General features: G+C 64.3%; 25 protein-coding genes, 1 tRNA gene and 2 pseudogenes. 15 read left to right on the plus strand and 13 right to left on the minus strand.

The features are described from left to right. Window positions 1–962: 962 nt before the first annotated feature. Window positions 963–1,121: pseudogene (locus AC0IY1_RS20455) on the plus strand (IS3 family transposase); the annotation flags it as partial. Between the two features lie 195 nt (window positions 1,122–1,316). Here the strand turns inward: AC0IY1_RS20455 and AC0IY1_RS20460 are convergent. Next, window positions 1,317–2,015 (minus strand): glutathione S-transferase family protein, encoded by a 699-nt coding sequence (locus tag AC0IY1_RS20460; RefSeq protein WP_471771929.1) that lies wholly within the window; start codon window positions 2,013–2,015, stop codon window positions 1,317–1,319. 120 nt (window positions 2,016–2,135) lie between these two features. Here AC0IY1_RS20460 and AC0IY1_RS20465 point away from each other — a divergent pair, with 120 nt between their 5' ends. From AC0IY1_RS20465 to AC0IY1_RS20485, 5 genes are all read left to right on the plus strand, one after another. Beyond that, window positions 2,136–2,957, plus strand: a complete 822-nt coding sequence (locus AC0IY1_RS20465) for a DUF72 domain-containing protein (RefSeq protein ID WP_471771931.1) — start codon at window positions 2,136–2,138, stop codon at window positions 2,955–2,957. 244 nt (window positions 2,958–3,201) lie between these two features. Further along, a tRNA-Arg gene (locus AC0IY1_RS20470) sits at window positions 3,202–3,278 on the plus strand. A gap of 82 nt (window positions 3,279–3,360) precedes the next feature. Continuing rightward, a complete protein-coding gene (locus AC0IY1_RS20475) occupies window positions 3,361–4,128 on the plus strand; it encodes a CDP-diacylglycerol diphosphatase (RefSeq protein WP_471771934.1) in 768 nt (255 codons plus the stop codon). Between the two features lie 111 nt (window positions 4,129–4,239). After that, window positions 4,240–4,518, plus strand: coding sequence for a hypothetical protein (locus tag AC0IY1_RS20480; protein ID WP_471771937.1), 279 nt, complete (start codon window positions 4,240–4,242; stop codon window positions 4,516–4,518). After that, the gene (locus tag AC0IY1_RS20485) at window positions 4,482–4,766 is read left to right on the plus strand and encodes a hypothetical protein (protein WP_471771939.1); all 285 of its coding nucleotides are present in this window, start codon (window positions 4,482–4,484) and stop codon (window positions 4,764–4,766) included. Before AC0IY1_RS20480 ends, AC0IY1_RS20485 begins: the two co-directional genes overlap by 37 nt. A 399-nt stretch (window positions 4,767–5,165) precedes the next feature. Here AC0IY1_RS20485 and AC0IY1_RS20490 read toward each other — a convergent pair whose 3' ends face one another. Next, window positions 5,166–6,656 carry an amidase gene (locus tag AC0IY1_RS20490; RefSeq protein WP_471771941.1) on the minus strand — a complete coding sequence of 497 codons (1,491 nt, stop codon included), beginning with the start codon at window positions 6,654–6,656 and terminating at the stop codon, window positions 5,166–5,168. A gap of 278 nt (window positions 6,657–6,934) precedes the next feature. On the opposite strand from AC0IY1_RS20490, the gene AC0IY1_RS20495 reads away from it, so the two are divergent. The 3 genes from AC0IY1_RS20495 to AC0IY1_RS20505 all read left to right on the plus strand — a co-directional run bounded on the left by AC0IY1_RS20495 (window position 6,935) and on the right by AC0IY1_RS20505 (window position 7,972). After that, window positions 6,935–7,222, plus strand: coding sequence for a hypothetical protein (locus AC0IY1_RS20495; RefSeq protein ID WP_471771943.1), 288 nt, complete (start codon window positions 6,935–6,937; stop codon window positions 7,220–7,222). 196 nt (window positions 7,223–7,418) lie between these two features. Further along, window positions 7,419–7,697: a hypothetical protein gene (locus AC0IY1_RS20500; RefSeq protein ID WP_055948012.1), complete on the plus strand. Its 279-nt coding sequence runs from the start codon at window positions 7,419–7,421 to the stop codon at window positions 7,695–7,697. A gap of 56 nt (window positions 7,698–7,753) precedes the next feature. After that, a complete protein-coding gene (locus tag AC0IY1_RS20505) occupies window positions 7,754–7,972 on the plus strand; it encodes a hypothetical protein (protein WP_471771945.1) in 219 nt (72 codons plus the stop codon). A gap of 233 nt (window positions 7,973–8,205) precedes the next feature. Here the strand turns inward: AC0IY1_RS20505 and AC0IY1_RS20510 are convergent, their stop codons facing one another. Next, window positions 8,206–8,364: a DUF4113 domain-containing protein gene (locus tag AC0IY1_RS20510; protein WP_471772066.1), complete on the minus strand. Its 159-nt coding sequence runs from the start codon at window positions 8,362–8,364 to the stop codon at window positions 8,206–8,208. A gap of 374 nt (window positions 8,365–8,738) precedes the next feature. On the opposite strand from AC0IY1_RS20510, the gene AC0IY1_RS20515 reads away from it, so the two are divergent. Beyond that, window positions 8,739–9,365, plus strand: coding sequence for a DUF4142 domain-containing protein (locus AC0IY1_RS20515; protein ID WP_471771947.1), 627 nt, complete (start codon window positions 8,739–8,741; stop codon window positions 9,363–9,365). 173 nt (window positions 9,366–9,538) lie between these two features. On the opposite strand, the gene AC0IY1_RS20520 is transcribed toward AC0IY1_RS20515, so the two are convergent. Together AC0IY1_RS20520 and AC0IY1_RS20525 are read right to left on the minus strand one after the other, a co-directional pair. Next, window positions 9,539–9,880: a hypothetical protein gene (locus AC0IY1_RS20520; RefSeq protein ID WP_471771950.1), complete on the minus strand. Its 342-nt coding sequence runs from the start codon at window positions 9,878–9,880 to the stop codon at window positions 9,539–9,541. A gap of 242 nt (window positions 9,881–10,122) precedes the next feature. Next, complete coding sequence (locus AC0IY1_RS20525; protein WP_471771952.1) at window positions 10,123–10,344, minus strand: hypothetical protein; 222 nt, start codon at window positions 10,342–10,344, stop codon at window positions 10,123–10,125. 318 nt (window positions 10,345–10,662) lie between these two features. Here AC0IY1_RS20525 and AC0IY1_RS20530 point away from each other — a divergent pair, with 318 nt between their 5' ends. Next, window positions 10,663–10,833: a hypothetical protein gene (locus AC0IY1_RS20530; protein ID WP_156375524.1), complete on the plus strand. Its 171-nt coding sequence runs from the start codon at window positions 10,663–10,665 to the stop codon at window positions 10,831–10,833. A gap of 506 nt (window positions 10,834–11,339) precedes the next feature. On the opposite strand, the gene AC0IY1_RS20535 is transcribed toward AC0IY1_RS20530, so the two are convergent. Both AC0IY1_RS20535 and AC0IY1_RS20540 read right to left on the minus strand, forming a co-directional pair. Next, on the minus strand, window positions 11,340–13,070 hold the full coding sequence (locus AC0IY1_RS20535; protein WP_471771954.1) for a diguanylate cyclase: 1,731 nt from the start codon (window positions 13,068–13,070) through the stop codon (window positions 11,340–11,342). A 408-nt stretch (window positions 13,071–13,478) separates the two neighbouring features. Continuing rightward, window positions 13,479–13,925: a winged helix-turn-helix transcriptional regulator gene (locus tag AC0IY1_RS20540; protein WP_471771956.1), complete on the minus strand. Its 447-nt coding sequence runs from the start codon at window positions 13,923–13,925 to the stop codon at window positions 13,479–13,481. A gap of 102 nt (window positions 13,926–14,027) precedes the next feature. Between AC0IY1_RS20540 and AC0IY1_RS20545 the strand changes: the two genes are divergently transcribed. Further along, window positions 14,028–14,777, plus strand: coding sequence for an SDR family oxidoreductase (locus AC0IY1_RS20545; protein ID WP_471771958.1), 750 nt, complete (start codon window positions 14,028–14,030; stop codon window positions 14,775–14,777). Next, a pseudogene (locus AC0IY1_RS20550) lies at window positions 14,764–14,974 on the plus strand (tautomerase family protein). The gene AC0IY1_RS20545 and the pseudogene AC0IY1_RS20550 overlap by 14 nt, the downstream one beginning before the upstream one ends. 256 nt (window positions 14,975–15,230) lie before the next feature. Here AC0IY1_RS20550 and AC0IY1_RS20555 read toward each other — a convergent pair. Both AC0IY1_RS20555 and AC0IY1_RS20560 read right to left on the minus strand, forming a co-directional pair. Further along, the gene (locus tag AC0IY1_RS20555; protein WP_471771959.1) at window positions 15,231–15,830 is read right to left on the minus strand and encodes a cysteine hydrolase family protein; all 600 of its coding nucleotides are present in this window, start codon (window positions 15,828–15,830) and stop codon (window positions 15,231–15,233) included. Window positions 15,831–15,999: 169 nt separating this feature from the next. After that, window positions 16,000–16,944, minus strand: coding sequence for a DMT family transporter (locus AC0IY1_RS20560; protein WP_471771961.1), 945 nt, complete (start codon window positions 16,942–16,944; stop codon window positions 16,000–16,002). A 335-nt stretch (window positions 16,945–17,279) separates the two neighbouring features. Between AC0IY1_RS20560 and AC0IY1_RS20565 the strand changes: the two genes are divergently transcribed. Both AC0IY1_RS20565 and AC0IY1_RS20570 read left to right on the plus strand, forming a co-directional pair. Beyond that, window positions 17,280–18,416: an FAD-binding domain-containing protein gene (locus tag AC0IY1_RS20565; RefSeq protein ID WP_471771963.1), complete on the plus strand. Its 1,137-nt coding sequence runs from the start codon at window positions 17,280–17,282 to the stop codon at window positions 18,414–18,416. Window positions 18,417–18,743: 327 nt separating this feature from the next. After that, a complete protein-coding gene (locus tag AC0IY1_RS20570) occupies window positions 18,744–20,432 on the plus strand; it encodes a methyl-accepting chemotaxis protein (protein WP_471771965.1) in 1,689 nt (562 codons plus the stop codon). Window positions 20,433–20,618: 186 nt separating this feature from the next. Here AC0IY1_RS20570 and AC0IY1_RS20575 read toward each other — a convergent pair whose 3' ends face one another. The 4 genes from AC0IY1_RS20575 to AC0IY1_RS20590 all read right to left on the minus strand — a co-directional run bounded on the left by AC0IY1_RS20575 (window position 20,619) and on the right by AC0IY1_RS20590 (window position 22,190). Beyond that, entirely contained in the window at window positions 20,619–20,915 is a 297-nt protein-coding gene (locus AC0IY1_RS20575) for a hypothetical protein (protein ID WP_471771968.1), read from the minus strand. Between the two features lie 203 nt (window positions 20,916–21,118). Beyond that, window positions 21,119–21,364, minus strand: a complete 246-nt coding sequence (locus AC0IY1_RS20580; protein ID WP_471771970.1) for a DUF6894 family protein — start codon at window positions 21,362–21,364, stop codon at window positions 21,119–21,121. Window positions 21,365–21,530: 166 nt separating this feature from the next. Next, window positions 21,531–21,776 carry a DUF6894 family protein gene (locus AC0IY1_RS20585; RefSeq protein ID WP_471771972.1) on the minus strand — a complete coding sequence of 82 codons (246 nt, stop codon included), beginning with the start codon at window positions 21,774–21,776 and terminating at the stop codon, window positions 21,531–21,533. A 135-nt stretch (window positions 21,777–21,911) separates the two neighbouring features. Further along, on the minus strand, window positions 21,912–22,190 hold the full coding sequence (locus AC0IY1_RS20590; protein WP_471771974.1) for a hypothetical protein: 279 nt from the start codon (window positions 22,188–22,190) through the stop codon (window positions 21,912–21,914). Window positions 22,191–22,354 lie beyond the last annotated feature (164 nt).

Raw genomic sequence — 22,354 nt, forward strand, 5'->3', positions numbered from 1 at the left:
TTGTTCAAAGGGCGGTAGATCGGACGTCTCTCCAGTCTTCCGGACGGCCGATCGGGTTTATCTCGAATCGCATGTCGGGCAGTCGCGTTGACGTATTGACCCTGGCGGGATGGCAACCATGCCTCACCCGATCAGAGGTGCAGGATGAGACCTGTTTTTGACCTGGCCGCATAACGACTTAGAGCAGGCTTCGATGCCCTTGTGGTTGGGGTTGTGCTGCAAGTCGCAGGTGTTGATCTATTATTGTCTTTGGCAAAGGCCGCGAGCAATTTACTCTGTGTGACCCTTTATTCTGCATCGGCCTCTTTCAGAACGCAGGGTTCCTCGACCGGGGAAGTGCTGAAGATGTGTTGGCGCGGGCATCGCGCCGCGTCGCAGGTCGGTCTCGGGTTGGCTCGGATGTCGATCGATACGGCAGCGGTCTGGGATGTCTCGATTTGCTCTGCGTGGTTGTCGCTCTGCCGATCATCCTTTCCTATGGCGCGTTTCCGAATGCGGCGGCCCGACCCTTGGAACTGCGGGTCCAACCGCCGCTTCGAAGGGCTACGGAGACTTTGGGCGATACCGATCCTGCCCGGGTCGACGATCATCCCAAGCAGGCGTAAGCGAAATTCGTGCCGTGGTTGAATAGGCTCGATCGAAGGATCGCTTTGCGTGCACGCTGCGTCCCGTCTTCGATCTGCGATGGATGCGCGTCGCCGGCCGGGGCATCGAACCGCACCTCGATCGCTGGGACGCGAGCGCCTTGCCGAGAGCTTGTCAGGAATAAGCGAGAAGCGGTTGTCCCGAAAAGACAAACGCCAAGACAGGAATCAAGCGTCTGTCTGGCTCAGGATGAGCCTGACAGACCCGGACGACGCGATCGTTGGCGACCCAGTTCAAGCCCCGCTCCACCATCTGCATGGTCTCGGACTGCATGGTCCCGGGATGTCATGCGCCGGATCCGTCGCGACGCGAGCCAGGCCTGCCGGATCCTCGGCGAGCCTCGGGGCATGCAACGCTTCGTGCCGGCGGTACTGACCAACCAGGATGCGCTGACCCGCGCCAGCATGGCCCCGGCGTCCAAGTTCGGACGCCATGGCGAGCGCCGCATCTCGGCACTGTGGCAGGCGGCCGGGTGGGCGGGGTCAGGTCAGGTCGGGCACCACGCCGGGTGACTTCTTCGGTTTGATCGATGCCGCACACATCGCACGCGCTGATCCGCTCATCGCGAGCGGGGAGGCGAAGGGCAAGGTCGTCCTCGCCGGTTTCGCCGACTAAACCCCATCAGGACGCATTCCGGCTGGAACCGGGACGCGTCCTGCATCGGCCCGAGGCTACGGAGTGAGTTGTGCCAATTCCTCGAGGCCGCCACCATCGGCATAGGCCTTCCGGAAGCTGTCGCGAGACTTCCAGCGCTGCCAGAATCCGTCGAGCTGCTCGAACCGTTCGTCGAGCGGCGTGGCTACGGGGCCGAACTTCGAGAAGGCGATGGCCGTGCAGAGGGTGATATCGGCAAAGGTCGGGTGCTCGCCGCCCAGCAGCCATTCGCGTCCTTCGGCCAGGTGTCGATCGACGAGGGCGGCGTGCGCCAGGGCCTCCTTGCGGCAATGCTCGCCCCATTGCGGGTTGCTCGTCAGCTCCAGCTTCGGTCCGAGACCCTGATGCGAGACGTGGAACAGCGTCGTCAGCCGGTAGAGGATCTGCACCCAGACGCGATTGTCCCACATCGCGTCGAGCCCCTGAGCGAGGGGCGTTTCGCCGGTGATCCTGCGGCCCTCATGGTGTGCATCGAGGTAGCGCACGATCGCGGACGACTCCGAGAGATAGCTGCCGTCGGGCAGTTCCAGCGTCGGTGTCTCGCCCCACGGGTTCATCTTGAGGTGGCGCCAGCCGCGCTGCTCGCCCTTGGGGGCCATATCGTAGATCACCTCCTCGAAGGCGTCGGTGATGCCCTTCTCGTGCAGGAAGAGGCGAAGGCGCTGAGGGTTCGGGAACGCCGATGGCGACGTGTAGATCCGAGTTTTGGTCGACAAGGAAAATCTCCGCTGATGGGCACGGCCGGCAGGTGGGCTGCACCATCAGGACTGGCAAGGACGGCCGATGTTCCAGGGCCTGACGCGATTCATGGCCCCATCGTTCCGCGAGGCGCCGGCTTGCGCCGCCTCCGGCGCCCGCGCACCCTGCCCGAGACGTTCTTCAAGGTTGGGGGCTCGAACAGCGTGATCGCGATTGGGACGGCCGGCTGGAGCGTGCCGAAGGCCCATGCCGATGCGTTCCCCGCATCCGGCAGCCATCTGGAGCGCTACGCGCAGCGCTTCGATGCCGTTGAGATCAACACTGCGTTCTACCGGTCCCACCGGGTCGGGACCTATGCGCGATGGGCGGCCTCCGTGCCCGAACGGTTTCGCTTCGCCGTCAAGCTTCCGCGCACGATCACGCACGAGCAGCGGCTCGATCGAGCCGAGGGGCTGCTGCGCCAATTCCTCGGCGAGGTCGCCGGGCTCGGCCCCAAGCTTGGCCCGCTCCTGATCCAGCTGCCGCCGAGCCTCCGCTTCGACCGAGATACGAGCGCTGGGTTCCTGCGGGCCTTCCGAGACAGTCATGGCGGCAGCATCGTCTGCGAGCCGAGGCACGCCAGCTGGTTCGCGCACGATGTCGATGCGCTGCTGACCGAGTTGTGTATCGCGCGCGTCGCAGCTGATCCGTCCCCAGTGCCCGGCGCCGGCGAACCCGGCGGCTGGCATGGTCTGCGCTACGAGCGCCTGCATGGCTCACCGAAGATGTACTACTCGGCCTATCCACCCAGCGCTCTGGATGCCCTCGCCGGACGCCTGCAAGGCGACGCCGTGCACGGGCGCGAGTGCTGGTGCATCTTCGACAACACCGCTGCTTTCGCGGCCGTTGGCGACGCGCTGGCTGTATGCGAGCGCCTTCGCAGCCACGCAAAGCTGAGCGAAACGCCGACGCCACCTTAGCGCTGCCGCAAGACGATCTTGGCGCGCCACAGGAACGGCGCGCACCCCGCGCCGCAGCCGAGCCGTGTTCGCATCTGCCCAGCATCTCAGCGCACAAACGGCGCCCTTGCACCCTGATCAACCCGACCCGATTGGGACCTGCGACCTTTGCTTTCGAAGCCCTTGCGGACATCCCTTTGAGCCGAAAGGCTGCCACGACCCGTTGCGCGGAGCCCGTGCATGGGCTACCAGAACGACACGGTCAGCACCCGTAGCTCAGCTGGATAGAGCGTTGCCCTCCGAAGGCAAAGGTCACACGTTCGAATCGTGTCGGGTGCGCCAATCATTTCAATGATTTACCGTCGCTTCAGGCTCCGTCCCGCCTTCGCGTAGCGAGCGCTGCGCGACGAAGAGGTCTTGAGACGTGAAAGGTGCGTTCCGGTTACCGGCTCTCCTGCTCTGCGTTGCAGCGGCTGTCACGCCGGCCCGGGCTACCCTGAACCCCTCCCGCGACGTTCTCTGGATCGCCCTGCAGGGCTGTCTTCTCACGAAAAAGACCACGGGCCGCGCCTTTCCCTGCCTTTCGGTCGATCTGGGCGATGGGGATCGTCCCGGAACGGCCGTCCTACGGGCGCCCGGACAGCCGACACACACCGTTGTCATGCCGACCGTCGCGGTGGTCGGCCTCGAAGCACCGCAGCTTCAGCAAGCTGCCGGCAACGCCTACTGGACAGCAGCGCTTGCCGCCCGGTCTTATGTGGTCTCGGCTCTGGGAGGACGATTGCTAGTGGAGCAGGTCGGCCTCGCCGTGAACTCCGTGGGTGGGCGGAGTCAGGACCAACTCCATATCCATCTCGATTGCATCAGGCCGACCGTTCGTGCTGCCCTACAGCGTCATTCCCTCCGCCTGCGGGAGAATTGGACCGCGTTTCCGACGCCTCTCGTGGGCGGGCGTTTCATGGTTCGGCGGATCGATGCGGCCGCGGTGGACGGCTTCAATCCCTTCGCTGCCCTGCGGCAGCTTCCGTGGCGTACGTCCGATCTGCGCTCGACGAGTTTCGCGATCATCGCCCGCGAGCCGAACGATCCTGATAAGGGGTTCTACATGCTCGCCTATCGCTCCCCCGAGGCGCATGCCGAGATGCTACTCGACCACAGTTGTTCGGTTGCGCCGAAGGCGGTGTCCCAGTGAACCCTCCCATCTGGAGCGGTGGTGTCGTGCCGAGTCGGTTGGTGCAGGGCTGGTCCGCTTGCTGCGGACGGTGGATGTTCACGTCAGGCCTAACGGCGAGAGCAACCTGAGATGACAGCAGAAAACGGAGGTCCGCCCGAACGGCTATCCAAGGTTGTGCGCCTCTCGACGCTTCTCGCAGATCAGGTGCTGGCAGCGCAGGCCGTCGAGCAGCCGGTTCCCAAGGCCCACATCAACGCGTTGCTCGACGCAGCCATCATCCTCGATAAGTACCAGGTCGCGTTGCCGGCGCCACTCGGCCAGATCGTCGATCAGATCAGCGACGTCGAAGATCAGGAAGCTGGCCGTCTCGCATGGCTGTTCCGGCCATTCCAAGGGTCCGCAAGGTAGAGCTCGCCCATCCGTCTCGTAGAAACCGCCCCAACATTCATCTAACCGCGTCCAGCGAAGGCGGAGCGTTGCTGCTCAAGCCGGTCTTAACGATCTTCAATCAGCGCTTCGACCGACTGGATCTTGGCCTCGAAATCAGCGATCCGCTGCAGGACACCCCTGCACGGGAGTGGTTCACCCGCTTCCGCTTCCAGCACCAAGAAATGCTGTTCAGCCCTCAGGCGTTCGATGAGCGCTTCCAGATCTGACATACCAGGGGGAAGCTCACCACGGCGGAGCATGTTCCTCATCGGTTCAGGCTCATCCTTAACACCTGCCTACCGCGATGGACGGACCTTCGTCCCTGGCGCCCGACCTGTTCCGCATCGCGGATCAGGCGCGTCTATGCCCAAGACGCCGATCCCTGTGTGCTGGGCGCAAGCGTGGTGTCACCGACCAAGGGTGGCGCATTGAAAAAGGCTGAAGCGATGGCGCGCGCAGGCCTGGCGCGGCCGCAGTCAAGGTTGTCGCTGACGAGACCCGCGAACGCGAGGCTGCCGCGAATCCTCGCGCCGTTCGGCGAGATCCCGGGCGACTTTGTCGAGAACATACAGCGCGCGCGGCGCAATCGTTCACGCGGCAGGGGCGCTCGAGGATGAAGGCGATTCTCAGATCGTCGGGGCCGTCCACCCGCCGAACTTCTCTTCGAGGCATCGTACCAGGGCGAGCGCAATATCCTCGCGCCACGGCCGCGCGGCTATCTGGACACCGATCGGCATGCCCTCGGGGGATGTTCCGATGCGAACGGTGGCCGTGGGCCATCCTGTCAGATTGTGCATCTGCGCATAGCCGACTCCTGTCTGCAGCGTGGGATCGAAGCTCTTTCCATGGTGCGGCGCGACGTTGGGCAGCACCGGAGACAGCAGGGCGTCGTATCCGCGCATGAAGCCCATCATGGTGTTGCGGTAAGCATCCCAGCGCGTGAACGCGGCCAAGGCGTCCGTAGTGCTGGCCATTGCGGGTGCCGAGCGCGATGAGAGCGATTGCTCGAAGAGCGGTGAGATCTGTTCGGTCCCGACGGACTTCAGGAAGGCGCGCACCCCGGCGCCCCCATCACCACGGGTCATGTCGTAGTAGATCGTTGCGGCGCGGTCCGCCTCAGGTGGGCGGCGCTCCTCGACTCTTACGCCCAAGTTCGCGAGTGCATCAGCAGCGGCGCGCACCGCGGCGGCGATTTCCGGCGTCGGTGCAAGAGTCCCGTCATTGTCAAAGTAGGCGAGGCGAAGCTTCGGCACATCCACAGCGCGGCTGTCGAGCAATGGCATATCGATGATGGTGTAGTCTTGGAAATCCGAACCCGCGATGATCGGCAGCGCGAGGGCGAGGTCATCGACCTTCCGGGCGATCAGACTGACATGGAAAACCGAATTCCGGGCTCCCATAGGGCGAGGGAACTGCCCGGTCCGCGGAACACGACCCGACGTGGGCTTCAAGGCCGCCAAACCGCAGTAATGTGCCGGCACGCGGATGCTGCCTCCGGCGTCCGTACCGAGCCCGAGCGGCGAACCTCCCGCCGCGACGATGGCCGCCTCGCCGCCGCTGCTTCCGCCCGGCGTCCGTGTAAGGTCGTACGGATTGTTGGTCCGCCCATAGATCAGATTGTCAGTCTCGAGCGCGCCAGCCAGCTCCGGCACATTGGTCTTGCCCAGGAGAATTGCGCCGGCAGCGCGAAGGCGAGCAACCGACGTTGCATCCGCCTTCGGCACGTAGTGCGTTCGGCCGAGCGTTCCGCCCGTGCAGATGACGCCCTCCGTCTCCAAGGTGTCCTTGATCGTTATCGGAACGCCGTGGAGAGGACCCTTTGATTCGCCGCGGGCGAGCGCAGCATCAGCTTCGTCTGCTTGCCGCCGGGCAGAATCAGCAGTGAGCTGGACGATGGCGTTCAGCTTGGGGTTGATGCGCTGGATACGGCTCAGGTACGCCTCGACCACCTCGCGAGAACTTAGCTGCTTGGAGCGAATGGCCTGGGCAAGTTCGCCTGCAGAGGCCGCAGTCGTCGAACTGGAGGCGCCTGCAGATTTTGCGGGACCAAACGCGGCGACAGCACCGGTGGCCGCCATTCCGCTGAGAACCGAACGGCGTGCAATCCGATTGGACATCCAACTCACCTTTGATGGTCGCTCTGAGCGCAGTTGCCAGCAGCTACGCCATTCGTTTCCGCGCCGGTTCTTCGAAGGGCAGGTTCTTCGGATACCTTGCGGCGTCGGACGGCTTCCCGAGCAAGCCTTGCACCATCCGAGACGATGGTCAGCACGCGGGGAGTGCGACGGATTGTGACTGCTCTGGTCGATCCGGTCGGGACACGGAACGAGAAGACAGGGCGCCTGAGAGTGACGCGGCTCGCGCAGTTGGCCGAGCAGAAAGGGTAAGCCGAGAGATGTCCGACGACACCCATAAGCTCGAGATCCTCGTGGGCCTGTACGAACTCGCAATCAGTCGGCTGTTCGAAACGGTCCCAGAGGGAGGCGAAGCCAAGCGACTCTTCGTCGAGGACGTCCGGCAGCTCCTGGGCAGCACGAACGAGGTTCAGCCGCACTCACCGGCCGCTCAGACGTACGAAGCGCTCCTCCGGCGCCTTGGGGCGACACCCCCCGACGCTACCGGTGGTTTGGGCGTTGTGCCAACGCCTGAGCGGGGCCTTCCCGTATCCGGCTCGGGCGAGTAGGCGCGCGTCGTTCCCCTTGAGCGCCATGGCGATCGGGTTCAGGGGGGACTGGAAGCGTCCGCCAGTCAGGCTTCTTCAGAAGTGGTTTTAGAGCCACACCCTGCGCACAACGATCGACGTTACGGACAAGCTGCCACACTCCGCGCAAAGGCCTCCCGCATGCCTCCGTCATCGAGACCAGCGCAGGAGAGCCGCTATGAGCAACAAAGGGCAGTCCAATGGCGCTGAGGTCGTCCAGTTCCCTCCACGGGTGGCGCTCACCAGTCCAGATGCGGACATCGCCTCGATGATCGAGGTGCTTCAGGACCAGCTTGCCTTGGCTCGCGAAGGTAAGCTGCGCTCGGTGGCCGTCGTCTCGGTTTCTGCAGACGGCGAGGCCGTTGGGACGCAGTGGTCGTGCAAGGGCGCTGACGTCACGAGTCTGATCGGCAAGCTGACGGTGCTGACGCATGACCTCATGGCAGCTCGGAAGTAGCGGTTGCAGATGCCTCCCCGCGGCTCCAGCCAATGGGGGATCGGAAGGCTGAACACATGGCGACGTCATTTAAGGGCCTCTACCTGTGCCTGCCGAAGCAGGCGCAGCCGACGCGCATCCGTGCGGAGGATGGCGAGCATGGCCAACTCACGCTGTCACGGGAGGATTACGAGGCTCGTGGTGGCCAGCCGCCTTGGCAGAGTCTGCCCTGGGAAGGCGAAGAGGCACTTGCACCCGACGCCACCGGCAAGGACATTCCTGATATCAGCATGTGAATGGCAGCCCCTGGGGATCGGAAGACCGGCCCAGCGGCGCGATGCCACTGATGCCCGTCGCACCACCCGTGCGCTCAAGCGTGCTATCCGGCAGCATGCCTCGTTGGTTCTTTCTCCTCTTCGCCATCGCACTCGGCTTGTCCGTTATGGGCGGCGTGCTGATCTTTCTGCGGTCGCCGACGCCGGTCGAGCAGCCTTCGAACTAAGCCGTCGTGGGCAGGCAGCCGTTGCGATCAAGCGCGCGCTGTTGGCAGCGCACCGACCTGCGTGGTGTAGCGCGGGCGGCGCATCTCGAACTTCGTCGACCAAGTCCGTTTCTCGGTGAGCCCACCCCGGGCGGGCACGACGGCACCCCGACCGAAGCATGCGGTGCAGGCGTCCAGAGCCTCCATCAGCGGTGCGCCGCGCTCGCGGTCGAGCTGACCGATCAAGGCTCGTGGCGCGTCCGCGAGGCGTATTGGGTCGGTCGTGAGCGAATCGACCACCTGCCCGGCGCGCGCGACGGCGAGCGGACTCGCATCAACGACAGTTCCGGGGAGCGCAGGTTTCGCCTAAAGGACGAGGCGTAGGCGGCCAGCTGGCGCGCGGCGTGGCGCTGAGAAGACGCTGCCCTGACGCCGGTGCGCTACGCGGACGCATTCAACTCCTGCGGGTACAAATCCGGAAACACTGACGGCCTGGGCTCGGTTGGCGCGGTATCAGGAGGATCTCACGAGCGTCTTCGTTCGCGAGAGCCTCGTGCCAATCCGCTACACGAGGAAATCTCATGCGTCGTCTCACGCTCAGCGCTGTCGCGCTGGCCTTTACCATGCCTTGCATCGCGCTTCCGGCCGCCGCTCAGAATGCGTCAGGCTCAGCATCCGAGCAGAACCCGTCGAGTTCGGCATCCGAGAAGACGGGCAACAAGGCTGCGGCGATGGACGAGGCGGAAGCCAAGCACGCCGCCGACACCACGACCGTCGGTCTCCTGGCTCTCCAGACCAGCCAGATCGCCCTCAAGAAAGCGCAGAACCCGAAGGTGAAGGAGTTTGCGCAGCTGGAGGTCGCCGAGCAGGAGACGATCGCTGACGTGCTGAAGTCGATGCGCGATCAGAGCACGCCAGCCAGCGGGCAGGTGAAGGCTCCGACCGCCGACACTGTCCAGTCGAACCTCGACGCCAAAGGAAAGGCGATGGTCGAGAAGCTTCAGAAGGCCGAGGCTGGAGCCGCCTTCGATCGTGAGTACGTGCAGGGTCAGATCGAGGGGCATCAGCAGTTGCTCGAGATCCAGGAGGCTTACCTGAAGACCGGCAAGGATCGCGAGAACCTCAACGTGACGAAGCTGATGCGCGGTCAGATCAAGGAGCATCAAATGCTCCTTCAGGATATGCACAAGCAACTCGGCCGTAGCTGATTCGAGCCGATCGTCACCCTCTCCTCGCAAGGGGGTGGCGAGCTCAGGTCGATAGACTGTCGTTCTCCGCACCTATCGCAGTCGGTCTAGATGTCTCCAACAAGTAGACACGTTCTCAGAGCATGACGTACCGTATCATATTCTACGATGCTCACGGTGAGATCGGCTCACGCTTAGAACCGAGCGACCTGGAAGCGGCCAAAGCGCATGCTGAGGAGGGCTTGACCCTGCATCATGCCGCGTCCGTCCGGATCGTTGACGGTAACGATGACGAGGTCTGGGTCAAGCAGGCCGCGGGACGCGCAGGTGGCGTCCCTCAGGTTTGAGGGACGCCTTGAGGTTCTAGTAGAAGCCGCGGCGGCCATAACCGCGATCATGTCCATAGCCGTGACCGCGCCCTCGACCATAACCGAAGTGACGGCCGCCGAAGCGCGGCCCGAAGTGATGACCGCCACCGTAGCCGCGGCGCCCATATCCATCCCCGTAACCGCGGCGCCCGTATCCTCCGCCACCATAGCCATATCCGTATTGGACGTTTTCTACAGCAGTCGCAGTTTCCGGCATCGTCGTAACACCAAGCGGTGTTGCCGAAACCGGGGCCGATGCCAGGAACAGACTGGCAGCCATCAGGCCAGTACCAAGCGTGAGTGTCTTGAACATAGGGTTTCTCCCTGCGGATCCGCTTATCCGAGCAGCTCGCTCCGGAGACCTACCAGCCTCAATCTGAACGACGCCCGCGTCGGCAGCATCTCTGCAATCAGCCCACGCACCAACATGCCCCGAGCATCACGGCCGCCCCGGCAGCGGCCACGCCAAGCAGGGTCACGCGACTGACCTGATCGACCTTGTCGATCGTGTCGCCTGTTCGATGTTCCCCACTCACGGATGTGCTTTCCAGGCCGGCCTTGTTCGCTTCGTTATTCACGACGCCGTTCGTGGTCGGGATCGTGCCTGTTCCGGGGTAGCCGCGCGCGGTCATGCCTGTTTCCATTCCGCCCAGGAGGGGAGCGGTCGAGGTCGGTGAACGGAGGTGCGGCGAGATACCCATGCCCCTCGTCACTCAGAGAGGCGATGCATACGTCCCGAGGGCACTTGGAGAGGAACGAGCGGCGTGAACGTGTTTGCCGAACCTTTTGAGGATCACACAATCGGCTCTGCGGAATGGAGGTCTGCTCTCTTTGCGGAAGCGGTTCGCCACACGGCTCATCTCGCCGGTCCCATCAAGGTAAGTGCTCTGCAAGAGCACCTCCTGGCGTTCACTGGTGGAACGGAGGAAGAATGTGGGGGCGAGATCCTTATGACGCTCTGCCTGCTGATCCACAGCGGCCTCTACACGGCCAACACCTACAATCGTGCTACGATGACCCTCATCCTGAGCGAGGCAACGACCTTCACGGCCTCGCACGTCCTCACCATGCACATGCACGGAGAGCACGAGGCCGGCGAGGAGGATGAGGAAGAGGCGTAAGGTTCGCACCAAAGCTGACCACTGGTGCCGGTGTTCGAAACTCCTTCCGTGTGAGGCACGCCCATGAAGGCGACCTGATGACGGGACGTGTCGCCTTGATGATGAGCCGATTTGAGGAAGTCAAAGCCCCGCGCCGGTGAGGGCTGCAGGGCTTCGGACATCGACAATTGGTCAGCGTTCCCGCGGCCTGACAGCCCTTAACCGACGACGGTTCGTCCTCACCGTGCACGACGCGACGACCGAGGCCGATGGACTTCGCCGACTCTGAGGGGCGGGCTGCATAATGCGCGGCAACGTTCGGACATGCTCCACCGAGCCACATCGCAACGGCAGCAAACGCGCCGACGGTGTGGCCGACCTTACTGAACGGATGGGGCCGCCCCTCCGGTGGTGGATCGTCGAGCGGCGCAGCAGGACAATCGGACGTCGGACCATCGAGGACAGGTACCGCTCGAAGGTCGGAACGAAGGCCCCCTGCTGGCGAACGGCGCGAGACCAACCAACTGCTACGCCGCCACTTGCAACGCAGAGGCAGCCGACGTCTCAAACGACCGGACGCAGTTGCGGCCACCTGATTTCGCAGCGTAGAGCGCGCGATCGGCCCGCTCGATCGTGCGATCGATGTCCTCGTCGGATGTCTCCGCCTCGGCCATGCCGATGCTGATCGTTGCCTTGAAGCACGAGCCCCCCGGCGCGAACAGGGTGTCTGCAACCGTTTGGCGGATCCGGTCGGCAAAGATCGCTGCGCCCTGCAGGTCGGTTTCGCGGAGCAGGACTACGAATTCCTCGCCGCCGAACCGGGCAACCTTATCCGTCGTCCGGATCGCTTCGCTGATGATCCGGCCGACTTGGCGGATGACTTCGTCGCCTGCGGCGTGGCCATGAAGATCGTTGACGCGCTTGAAGTGATCGATGTCGATCATCAGGACGCAGATCGCCCGGCGGTAGCGCTTGAAGTAGCTCATGGCGTCCTTGGCCAAGGGCATGAACGCTCGCCGGTTCAGGAGGCCTGTAAGGGCGTCCGTGTCGGCCAGGACCTGCATGGCATGGAGATCGGCTCCGAGGCGTCTCACGCGGTCTTCAGCCACATGCACCGCGCTCGACGCCTCAGCCTCGATGTGACGGGCATCCGCCTCGGCGGTGCCGATGCGCCGGAGCAGAGACCGGACAGAAGCCGACAGTTGCAGAACCTCGGGCGAGCCATGCACGCGGTCGGTCATCCGCGCATTCGGTTCACGACCCACGCGGTCGACAGCTTCTGTCAGTTGCGACAGAGGCCGGCTCAACCGTGCCGCCACCGACCGTATCCCCAGCATCCCAACCAGGGCAGCACCAAGCCCGAGCAGGGTGATGAGGACAGCCAGATGATTGGCCCCTGCGAGCGCTGTATCGATGGGCTGCAGAGCGACGACGATCCAGCCCAGCCCCGCATAGTCGCCCCGTCCGCGGGTCGACGTCGCCGATGCTACCTGATTGCCTTGCGGGCGCAGAGCAAAAAAGGATCCGGCGGCAAGTTCGTCAGCCGTGAAGGGGCTTGCGCCGAGGTCCGGCCCAAGGAGAACACGACCTGCTCGATCAAGGACGATGATGTCCTCCTTCAGGTCTGCTCTTCGGGACGACAGCACCTCACGCCGGACGACATCGGCCCAGCGCCAGCTGAGGTGAACGCCGAGAACGCCGATGATCTGACCAGATGCATCCCTGACCGGTGCAGCCAGATCCACGAACCGGAAGGGGGTTCCATCCGCATGCGGCTTGAGCAATGACTGCAGCATGGACGCCGCATGCACGTCCTCGACAGCCGCGTGTTTGATGCCGTTCTGAAACCAGGGTCGTTGTCCGACATTCGCCCCTTCGAGAACACCGCCCGTGGCCGCGCGCACGCGCCCATCGCGATCCGCGAACCCAACCCAGGCGTAATCCGGGAGTGTTCCCTGCATACGGTCGAGGACCTTGCGAAGGCTGCCGGTATTCTCGAGCCAATGCGGCTGCAGCGCCTCGAGAGCTGCGACATTGCGAATTTCGCGTAACCGTTCGGCCATATCTTGATCGAGCCGGTCAGCCACCGAGCGCGCCACCTGTACAAGGTTGCTCTGGGCCATCTCCGTCGCTTGCCTGCTCGCCAGGAGAGCCGAGCCTACCGCGGTCACCCCAATCACGGCGAGAGCAATCGCACCAGCGAGCAGGCTGATCTGGCGCCTCAACAAAATCCCGTCAGCAAACTGCGTGAACGTCATGACTTATCCTCGATGGCGAGGATCATCCCTTCTATCGGATGGCATCACATGAAGTTTATAGGTTAACGACTTGTGAACGAGATGTGACAATATATGTAAGTTACTTGAGCGTTACAATTGCTATTCAGAAATTTATTTAGTTCTGAGCGCGAATAAATCATATCGAAATATACAGTCTTTCGGCTTACGAGACGGTAGCTGCTCAAGGTGCCCTTCGGTCAATCTGCGTAGGAACGGAGAGGTATTGAAGCGAGCATTGCTGCTCCGCCGGCTTACGAATCAATGCACAGGATGGGGCGCTGCCAAGCAGGCCAAACAGCTAACTTGGACGGGTTCTGGCGCAGCCGAACGTCTGTTCTCGCAGGGTAACCCTGTGGCGGCGCACTGCTGACGGCGGTCCCATGATCTTCAAGACCCTTCGGCGCAGGCGGACACGTCATGCGATTCGCCCGCCGCAAACGCGCGACGTGCGCGCTCGATCTCGCCGTGATGCGTCTCCGCCCAGATCCACACACCGCAGAACGCCGCTCCCAAACTTTGCCCCAGCGGCGTCAGCGTATAATCCACATGCGGCGGAATCACCGGATGCACGGTCCGACGCACCAGACCATCTCGCTCCATTTGCCGGACTGTTTGCGTCAACATCTTCTGGCTGATGCGTCCTACTGCCTTGCCGAGTTGGGTGAACCGTAGCGTGCCGTGCTCGTCCAAGGCTTCAAGGATGAGCATGGTCCACTTGTCGGCCACCTTGGCGATGATGTCGTTGACCAGAGCTTCAATCGCCGGATCGATCTCGTTTGGGATCGGCTCACGCCGCTGCACCTCAATCCTGGGGTCAGGGGCAGCTCCACGCATCCGACGCTCTCCTTTTGGTAAGTACCAATCTTTTCGGTGCCTACTTCAGTGTGGAGAGTGTGGTCCATACTCTCTGAGGCGACAACAACGAAGGTCGCCGTCATGAAAATCTCAGGCAACACCATCCTCATCACCGGAGGCGGCTCCGGAATCGGTGAGGCCCTCGCGCATCGTTTCCACGATTTAGGCAACACCGTCATCGTCGTCGGTCGCCGAGTGCAGGCACTGGAACGGGTCACCACCGGCCGGCCGCGCATGCACGCGATGCCGCTCGACATCGCGGATGCCAGAGACATCGCCGCGTTCGCGAAGCGGATCGTGGCCGAGCACCCGACCTTGAACGTGGTGATCAACAACGCCGGGATCATGCGCTTCGAGGCGTTGGATCAAGCTCGCGACCTCTCTGATGCCGAGGCAACGATCACCACGAACCTGCTCGGCCCGATCCGGCTGACGGATGCCCTGATCGAACATCTGCTCGGTCAATCTGATGCGGCGCTGATCAATGTGTCCTCTGGACTGGCATTCGTTCCCCTGACGGCGACACCCACCTACGCGGCAACGAAGGCCGCCATTCACAGCTACACGGTGTCCCTGCGAGAGGCTCTGAAGGGTAGGATCGAAGTGATCGAACTGGTGCCTCCGGCGGTACAAACCGATCTGACGCCGGGCCAGGCCACCCGCGAGGGCTATCTGCCGCTGGCCGACTTCATCGACGAGGTCATGGCGCTCTTCCAGCAGCAGCCCACGCCGCGTGAGATCCTCGTGCAGCGCGTCGCCTTTCTGCGTAACGCCGAGGCCGAGCACCGCTTCGACCACGCCGTCACGAGCCTGAACGATGCCGTCCGCTAACATCGAAGTTCCCGAGGCGGCGCTCAGCCGCGCGGACGGAGGAGATCGTCCATCGCGTGACGAACCTTTTCGCGGACGATTTCAGCGAAGGCGTTCGAGGGCACACCCTGGTGTGGATCGCGAAGGTCAAGGACGGCGGCTACGCCCGGGCCGATGAGGTGTCCGTCAGGCCGCATGCCTATCGGTCGAAGGACTGACCGTGTCTGGGCCGCCCAGGGAAGCGGCGGCCCAGACGTCTGGCGTTACCGGAAGTTGCGGCAAGAACCTCGGAGCAGGCGGTAAGTCTGCGGCCGTGGTCAGCCATGACGGAGCAAAGGGCGACATTTCTTGACTGCTTCCGAGGACGGCAGGTCAGCTTCCACGATTTATTTGGCGGAAAACCGTCTTGTGGGTTTCGGTCTAAAGAGGACTTCCACCGGAGCTTCAATGCCACGTCCGTGTATCGAGGGACCCTCAATCAGGGAGATCGGTCTGCTTGCCAGCGACCACGGCGAACAGGTCCGTGAGTGCGGCCAGGCTCGCCACCTGAAGCTGCGCGGCTCGAACAACCGAACCATCAGGAGCAGGCAGGTCGCGTGTTGCCGTCGTCGAGGCAACGACGGTGGGTCGAAACCCGAGGCTGAAGGCGCCGCGCGCCGTTGAGTTGATGCACATGTGCGTCATGAAGCCTGCCAGGACGACGTCCTTCACCCCCGCCGCTTCCAGCTGCGCCTGGAGATCGGTCCCGACGAACGCGTTCGGATAGGCCTTGGTGATCACCGCCTCGCGGCCCTTAGGGGCCACCTCGGCGCTGATCTGACCGATGGGTGTCGTGATGTCGTAAGGCGAGCCCAGCCCGGCATCGTGCTGAATGTGAATGATCGGGATACCCGCGCCCCGCGCCCGCGCGAGCAGGGCAGCGGCTTCCCGAAGAGCGGGCTCGACGCCCTCGAGGCGCATCACGCCTCGTCGATAGGTCTCCTGCAAGTCGATCATCACGAGGGCCGAGTCCTTGAGGGACGGGGGCTCCGTGCTGAGACCGGAGAGCCTGCGTAGGGTCGCGAGATCTGACATCGTGCTTCTCCTCCGGCACCACGCGATTTTCGTGGCGTGCCATCCAAGCGTGCCGCGGACCTTACCACCCGCAGATCCGAAGGCATCTGGCCGGAAAGTCGGGTGTGCTCACCTCGGCCCGCTGGATTTTGTTTCTCGCATCGACCTGCCCGATCTGAGGGGAAGGTGATTACGCGGCCCGCCGACGAGTTCCGAGGCGTTCCGCGATGAAGATCCCACCGAGGACGAGCACGAGCGCAGCGGCATTGTCGAGGCGAAACGGCTCTCCAACCAGCACCACGGCTAATAGGGCGCCGAACACCGGCAGGAGGTTCACGAAGACGCCCGCTCGGTTCGGGCCGATCATCTCCACCCCGCGTAGGAAGCAGAGTTGCGAGACGAGAGAGGGACCAAGTCCGACATAGACGACGATGGCCCAGCCCTCTCGGGTCGGCCAGACGAGATGACCGCTGATCCACTCTGCAGCCGCGAGCGGCAGGGAGGTCAGGAAAGCGGCGACAGCCATCGCCGTGAAGAACGTGAGGCCTGAAACCGCCGGTCTCGCCCGTAGGGCTACGGTGTAGCCGGCGTAGAACAGGCAGGCGACGAACATGAACAGGTCGCCTCGGTTGAAAGCCAGGGTTTGCAGGATCTCCCAATCGCCGTGGGTTGCGGCTACGGCGACCCCAAGCAGCGTGACGAGCACGCCCACGGCTTGCATTGGCCTCACGGGGGTCCGGTAAGCAAGGAAGCTGCAGAGCAGCACGATGACGGGGATCGCCCCCTGGATCATCGCCAGGTTGGTGGCGCTCGTATGGGTCCCGGCCACGTAGAACAGTGCGTTGAAGGCAGTGTAGCCGCAGGCGCCCATCATGACGACGAAGCGCCAACGCGGCAGGAGGAGGCGCCACTCGCGAGATACGGGACGAGATGCGAGCGGCACCAAGGCGATACACGCAACCAGCCAGCGTAGGCTGGTCAGGGCAAAGGGTGACACCTGACCGACCGCCCACTTGCCCGCGACTGCGTTGCCGGCCCAGATCAGCGCGGTGAAGGTCAGCAACGCGTAAGCGACGTTCGTAGACGCGGTGTCAGGGCTGTGGGGAACGGTCGAAGGGGTTTCGCCTGAAGACATGGACGCTTCTAGCACGCCTCCCATGAGAACCGGGATCTCTCACTCCGCCCACTTCACGAGGAGAAGGAAGATCGCCGTATCGGGCGTCATTAAGTCGGAACCGTCTGTCCACTCTACGACCGGGTTGGGTGGTTTCCGGCAGGTCTGCTTTGCAGCTCTTGGCCGCGAATAACGCCGTCATGCGTACAGGCCAAAGGTCTGGATCCGAGCGGCCGCCGCGGGTCGGGCGGTAAGGCACCGAGGAGCGGCGGGCTTGGGGCTCGGCTCGAGCAGCCTTCTGGCGCAGGGGAAATGGGTCGCATCCGCTGGTTCGCCCAGGCTCCTAGGTAAGCGGCATGGACCGCAGCTTTCCCATGACCCGCGCCGCCGGGCTCGATCGCCTCTCCGAATTCCTCGCTGGCGCCGGCGCCTCCTACGCCGCCGACCGCAACACCGATCGGGGGACTGAGCACGCACCGACGACTTCGGCGCTCTCGCCCTATCTGCGTCGTCGCCTCATCACCGAGGCCGAGGTCGTAGCCGCGGCCGACCGCGCTTTCGGTGACGGTGGCGCGGAGAAGTTCGTGTCGGAGGTCTTCTGGCGGACCTACTTCAAGGGTCACTTGGAGACCCACCCCTCCGCCTGGACCGAGGCACTCGCGTTGGCCGCCGCGGGCCACGAGCGCCTCGCCGCGGAGGCCGGCCTGCGCCGGACCTACGAGGCGGCCATCGCGGGGCGCACCGGGATCGCGGGCTTCGACGATTGGGCCCGGGATCTCGTCGAGACCGGGTGGCTCCACAACCACGCCCGAATGTGGTTCGCCTCGATCTGGATCTTCACCCTGCGGCTGCCCTGGGCACTCGGGGCGGACTTCTTCATGCGCCATCTCCTCGACGGTGATCCGGCGAGCAACACGCTGTCGTGGCGCTGGGTGGCGGGCCTGCACACCCGGGGCAAGCACTACGTCGCCCGGGCGGAGAACATTCGCCGGTATACCGAGGGCCGTTACGATCCCGCCGGTCTCGACGAATACCCGGATGCGCTCGACGAGCCGATGCCGCCGCGCGAGCGCCCCCTGTCCCCGGCCGATACCCCGCCGTCCGGGCAGGTTGCACTGCTCCTGCATCTCGACGACCTGCACCCGGAGAGTTTGCCCCTGGGCGGCGCGACCGTCATGCGCGTCGGCGGGCTGATCGCCCATGCGGATGGGGCGTCCGACCGCGTCAGGTCCGCGGACAGTGTCGCGATGGCCGATGCCCTGGCCCGGGCCGGAGCGTATTTCGGGTGCCCGGCCGGCCCGGTCGAGGCCGGATGGGCGGGCGACCTGCCGGTCCTGACGGCCTGGGCCCCCGTCGGACCATCGGCGACGGTCCTGCCGGACGGCTGCCGGCGCGTACGCCGGGCCTGGGACGAGGCGGCCTGGCCGCGATCCACGCGTGGGTACTCACGCCTGCGCTCTGCTATCCCGGCGGTGCTGGCGGGCTGCCCCTGATGCCCCTTCGCCTGCCGACGGGGCCTCCGCATCGAACGGCATGAACAATGAAAGGCATGAACAATCCGATCCGGCGACGGCAGCGCCTCGGGCCGCGGGGCCGCTCCGGTCTCATGGCTCTCTGACGCGCGCACGCAGTTCGCCGACGCGACGTATCCGCGAGATACGCTTCAGCGCACCGAAGCAATCGTGCGACTTCGAACGCTCGATTGGTCAGGCAGCCATCTCGTATTTTGCGATCACACGAGGCGCCTGCTTAACACTTTTCCGTGATGATGCTCCTCCAGCTGCTTTCGACTTTTCGCTTCGCAGCTTTGGGAGCTCATCGTGTCGTTCCGAAACCTTTCCATCCGCGCCAAGCTTGTTGCGGCTTTCTCCATCCTGACATTGCTGGCCATCGGATTGGGTTTGCTGGGCGTGTTCGGCACGCAGCGCATGCGGGAGCAGGCCCTCAACATCGAGACGAACTGGCTGCCGAGCATGCGCGTGCTGGGTGAGATCGATACGCTCACCGCACGGACCAGCGCCCTCGTTCTGCGCCACACGCAGGCCACCGACCCCGCGCTCGTTGCCAGCATCGAGAAAGACATGGAGCGCTTCGGCAAGAAGCTCGACGAGAAGAAGGCCACCTACGAGCCCATGATCGGCTCTCCTGAGGAGCGGGCGCTCTACGAGACCTTCACGCGTGAGGCCCGGAATTTCGAAGGCGTGCGCGGGTCCATTCTCGAGCTCTCGCGTGCCGGTGAGAAAACTCAGGCCTATGCCCTTTACGAGAGCAAGGGCATCATCCCGCGCCGTGCGGCCTCCGTGGCCCTCGACAAGCTCGTTGCCATGAACAACGAGGGCGCCACGGCCGCTCAGGCCGAGAGCAAGGCCGTCTTCGAAACCACCCGCACCTGGGGGGTTATCGCCATCTCGTTCTGCGTCCTCCTCTCCACCGTCTCTGCAACCCTGATCGTGCGCGGCGTCACGCGGGGCATCGGCGCGGTGGTCCAGCCCATGCAGGCGCTGGCGGGGGGCGACCTCGCGGTGACCATCCCGCACCAGGGCGCCCGGACCGAGATCGGCACCATCGCGGACGCCGTTCAGGTGTTCAAGGACGGCCTGATCCGGATGCGGGCGCTGGAGGAGGAAACGGTGCTGGCGCGGGCCGGGGCCGAGGCGCAACGCAAGGCGGCGATGCGAGCGATGGCCGACAGCTTCGAGGGCGCGGTGGGCGGCATCATCAGCATGGTGACGAGCTCGGCCACCGAGCTGCAGGCCACCGCCCAGAGCATGGCCGGCACCGCCACCCAGACCGCCAACCAGACGACCAGCGTGGCGGCCGCGGCGGAAGAGGCCGCTTCCAACGTCAACACCGTGGCGGCCGCGGCCGAGGAGCTCGGCTCCTCGGTACAGGAGATCGGCCGTCAGGTCAGCACCTCCGCGACCATGGCACACGGCGCCGTCCAGGAAGCCGCCGAGACCGCCGAACTCGTACAGCAACTCAACACGGCGGTGGCGCGCATCGGCGACGTGGTGACGATGATCACTTCCATCGCCGGGCAGACCAACCTGCTGGCGCTGAATGCCACGATCGAGGCGGCGCGGGCCGGCGAGGCGGGCCGGGGCTTCGCGGTGGTGGCCGCCGAGGTCAAGGAGCTGGCCAACCAGACGGCGCGGGCCACGCAGGAGATCGGCGGGCACATCAGCCAGATCCAGGGTTCGACCGCGCGTGCTGTATCCGCGATCGGCAGCATCGCGGCGCGCATTCAGGACATCAGTGGCGTCGCCACCTCGATCTCGGCGGCGGTGGAGGAGCAAGGAGCGGCCACCCAGGAGATCGTGCGCAACGTGGCGCAGGCGGCGATGGGCACCAGCGAAGTCACGAGCAACATCTCGGGCGTCGCAGGTGCCGCCGAGGAGACCGGCGCGGCCGCCAGCCAGGTGCTGGGCGCCGCCTCGGAGCTCTCGCGCCAGTCCGAGCACCTCAGCACCGAGGTAGACCGCTTCCTGGCCACGGTTCGGGCGGCCTGAGACGCACATGTGAAGGCGGGGCGGCCTCGCGCTGCCTCGCCTCGGCGCAGACCCGGCGACCAAGCGCGCAGGGTTGAGAAGCCTGCGCCGCCGGGCGGTCGCTGACTGGTGCGGTGCCTGCTGCGTGGGGGGACACGAAAAGCCCGGCACGCCACGACGACGGCCAGGCCCTATAGGCAGGCTGGATCAGGCGAGGTCGTTCTGCTCCTCTGGATCCTCCGGCAGACGCTCGGCCGGATCGACGGTGTCCTGCGTGTGGCGACCTTCGATGCCGAATTCCTTCGGATTGACCTCGCCCTTCGGCTCAGAGCCTTCTGAACTGCTCCCGCCATTCCTGGTGAGCACCCGATCCATGGGGACGTCCAGCGGATCTTGCGGATTTTCAGGCATCATTTCCTCCAGGGTCTTTGTTCGAGACCAACGGATGAAGACGATGAACGTTCGAGCGCCCTGCGCCGGCCATGTGCGCGAAGGCGGCGTCACGGAACAAAAACCCGCCGCGGCCGGAGCCGGGCGGGTGAAGGTGGAGTCCTCGGGTAAGGACAAACGCCGGCCAGAACCATTCTGGCGGCTCGCTGCATCGCTTGCAGGATCCGTGCAACACCACGATGACCGGGCGGACTTTCTTCCGGATTGCCCTCGGGCGCGGTGTGGAACGCCGATCCGGCCTGCATGCGGTGCGCCGGTCAGCATACCCCCGTCTGGAGATCTTCGGTGAGCGTCAAGCACGCGCGGTAAGCGGTCTCTCCGTCCTCATCCCGGACGATGGCGGTGAAGGTGCGATCGTCACCGTCCAAGCCGCACTCTCCGGCGACTTCGTACAGGGCACGGACTGCCAGACAGCGGCCGGCTTGAAGGTCCGGGAGAACACTGCCCTCCTCGTCTGCGACGAAATCTTGTCCCGCTGCAACGTCGACGAAGTACCGCGGCATCCGCTTGCTCCGAGTCGTTTCAGATGACTCGTGAATGCCCGGTGCGGCGTTTTGTTCGGTCCACTTCCCGTGTCTCGCGCCGACTTTCAACGAAAACCCGCCTCAGACTGCGCTGGGGCGGGGCAAACGGCTGTGTACAGATCGTAATTTGCCATGCGCTCGAACGCTATGTGAGCGGTGTGCTACTTCGCGCGGACAGGGTGATCTTGGCGCAGTATGACTCTTCACCTTGCTCATCTCGCACGGTGGCAATAAACGTCTGGTTCTCTCCTGTCGGAAGATCCTCTTTGATCATGTCGCTGAGGGATTGAAGGGCAACCTGCCGGCCCGACTCTCTGTCTGGCAAGATGGTCCCAACCTCATCCTCGATAAAATGTGTGCCCTCTGCGACGTCGATGAAATACTTCGGCATTCACCCGCTCCAGTTGACCCAGGCTGTTGAAATGCCTGCCGAGCCGCCAAGTTCATCACGTTTCGGTCAAGCTGAGGTTACGGTTAACGTTTCGCGGAGAACGCCCAGCAGCGGCTGCGCTCGGCATGCGCGGATTCAGCCGTCCTGGGTGGGACGATCTCGGCCAGACGACGCCGGTCGTGTTGCAGGCTCTGACCCTGGCGAACCGAAACGCCGGACGAGTCCACGAATGCTCCAGAGATCGGTGCGGATGTTGCTGCCGCGTGCGGTGACGATCAGGATCGCCTCTGCGTCGCTGTCGGCGAGAAAATCCCTGACATGGATGATGCGGCCGTCGGTGTGCCGCGTGATGGCACGATACAACCGCGCCGGATCAAATCGCGTCTTGCTCCTCTCGCCGCCCTTATCTCGCAAGCGCTTCTCTCCCTGATCGTTTCGCGCGGTCGGGGCGCGGTACGGTCGACGGAGGTCGAAAGTTTCAGGGGCGCAGAAAAAACCCGCCACGGATTGCGCCGTGGCGGGGGAAGTCGGTCTCGCGCTTGGGAGGAAGCGTGGGGGCTTCCCTACGCCGATCGCTG

The organism is Methylobacterium sp. AC690, from assembly GCF_979256535.1.

Bases quoted from the DNA above. Each gene is read 5' to 3' on its own strand.
- AC0IY1_RS20480 (WP_471771937.1), top strand. From the start codon at position 4,240: ATGACAGCAGAAAACGGAGGTCCGCCCGAACGGCTATCCAAGGTTGTG.
- AC0IY1_RS20485 (WP_471771939.1), top strand. From the start codon at position 4,482: ATGGCTGTTCCGGCCATTCCAAGGGTCCGCAAGGTAGAGCTCGCCCAT.
- AC0IY1_RS20490 (WP_471771941.1), bottom strand. From the start codon at position 6,656: ATGTCCAATCGGATTGCACGCCGTTCGGTTCTCAGCGGAATGGCGGCC.
- AC0IY1_RS20495 (WP_471771943.1), top strand. From the start codon at position 6,935: ATGTCCGACGACACCCATAAGCTCGAGATCCTCGTGGGCCTGTACGAA.
- AC0IY1_RS20500 (WP_055948012.1), top strand. From the start codon at position 7,419: ATGAGCAACAAAGGGCAGTCCAATGGCGCTGAGGTCGTCCAGTTCCCT.
- AC0IY1_RS20505 (WP_471771945.1), top strand. From the start codon at position 7,754: ATGGCGACGTCATTTAAGGGCCTCTACCTGTGCCTGCCGAAGCAGGCG.
- AC0IY1_RS20510 (WP_471772066.1), bottom strand. From the start codon at position 8,364: ATGGAGGCTCTGGACGCCTGCACCGCATGCTTCGGTCGGGGTGCCGTC.
- AC0IY1_RS20515 (WP_471771947.1), top strand. From the start codon at position 8,739: ATGCGTCGTCTCACGCTCAGCGCTGTCGCGCTGGCCTTTACCATGCCT.
- AC0IY1_RS20520 (WP_471771950.1), bottom strand. From the start codon at position 9,880: ATGGTGGCGGAGGATACGGGCGCCGCGGTTACGGGGATGGATATGGGC.
- AC0IY1_RS20525 (WP_471771952.1), bottom strand. From the start codon at position 10,344: ATGACCGCGCGCGGCTACCCCGGAACAGGCACGATCCCGACCACGAAC.
- AC0IY1_RS20530 (WP_156375524.1), top strand. From the start codon at position 10,663: ATGACGCTCTGCCTGCTGATCCACAGCGGCCTCTACACGGCCAACACC.
- AC0IY1_RS20535 (WP_471771954.1), bottom strand. From the start codon at position 13,070: ATGACGTTCACGCAGTTTGCTGACGGGATTTTGTTGAGGCGCCAGATC.
- AC0IY1_RS20540 (WP_471771956.1), bottom strand. From the start codon at position 13,925: ATGCGTGGAGCTGCCCCTGACCCCAGGATTGAGGTGCAGCGGCGTGAG.
- AC0IY1_RS20545 (WP_471771958.1), top strand. From the start codon at position 14,028: ATGAAAATCTCAGGCAACACCATCCTCATCACCGGAGGCGGCTCCGGA.
- AC0IY1_RS20555 (WP_471771959.1), bottom strand. From the start codon at position 15,830: ATGTCAGATCTCGCGACCCTACGCAGGCTCTCCGGTCTCAGCACGGAG.
- AC0IY1_RS20560 (WP_471771961.1), bottom strand. From the start codon at position 16,944: ATGTCTTCAGGCGAAACCCCTTCGACCGTTCCCCACAGCCCTGACACC.
- AC0IY1_RS20565 (WP_471771963.1), top strand. From the start codon at position 17,280: ATGGACCGCAGCTTTCCCATGACCCGCGCCGCCGGGCTCGATCGCCTC.
- AC0IY1_RS20580 (WP_471771970.1), bottom strand. From the start codon at position 21,364: ATGCCGCGGTACTTCGTCGACGTTGCAGCGGGACAAGATTTCGTCGCA.
- AC0IY1_RS20585 (WP_471771972.1), bottom strand. From the start codon at position 21,776: ATGCCGAAGTATTTCATCGACGTCGCAGAGGGCACACATTTTATCGAG.